This is a genomic window from Pseudomonas sp. FW300-N2F2 (assembly GCF_017351655.1).
GTDB lineage: Bacteria > Pseudomonadota > Gammaproteobacteria > Pseudomonadales > Pseudomonadaceae > Aquipseudomonas > Aquipseudomonas fluorescens_AA.
Genome location: NZ_JACNDQ010000014.1, coordinates 1 through 540, shown reverse-complemented (window position 1 = coordinate 540; position 540 = coordinate 1). Strand labels below are relative to the sequence as shown.

The window sequence follows — 540 nt, the reverse complement described above, 5'->3', positions numbered from 1 at the left end:
CTGGATCCGGCGTATCCGTTGGATCGGATTGCCTACATGCTGGAAGACAGCGCCCCGGCGGCGATCCTGGTTCAAGGGACTACGCGCAGCTTGCTGGGCGAGACGGCGGTACCGGTGATCGACCTCGACAAAGGCGTCTGGCAGGACGAGGCGGCGCCCAATCCACAGGTGCCGGGCCTGACCTCGTCGCACTTGGCCTATGTCATCTATACCTCGGGTTCGACCGGCCTGCCCAAGGGCGTGATGATCGAGCACCGCAACACGGTGAATTTCCTGACCTGGGCCCATCGCTCGTTTGACGCTCAAACCCTGTCGAAAACCCTGTTCTCGACTTCGCTGAACTTCGACCTGGCGGTCTACGAATGCTTCGCGCCGCTGACCTCGGGCGGCAGCGTCGAAGTCGTGACTAATGTGCTGGAACTGCAACAGGGCGAGCACGACATCACCCTGATCAACACCGTGCCCTCGGCGCTCAAGGCCTTGCTGGAATCCGGCGGATTGGGTGAGGGCGTCGACACGGTCAACGTCGCCGGTGAAGCG

1 protein-coding gene is annotated in these 540 nt (G+C 62.6%); it reads left to right on the top strand.

Translation table 11 applies throughout. The features are described 5' to 3' along the window. Positions 1–540 (top strand): AMP-binding protein (locus tag J4E63_RS30680; protein WP_207284218.1); only part of this gene is annotated, 540 nt, incomplete at both ends.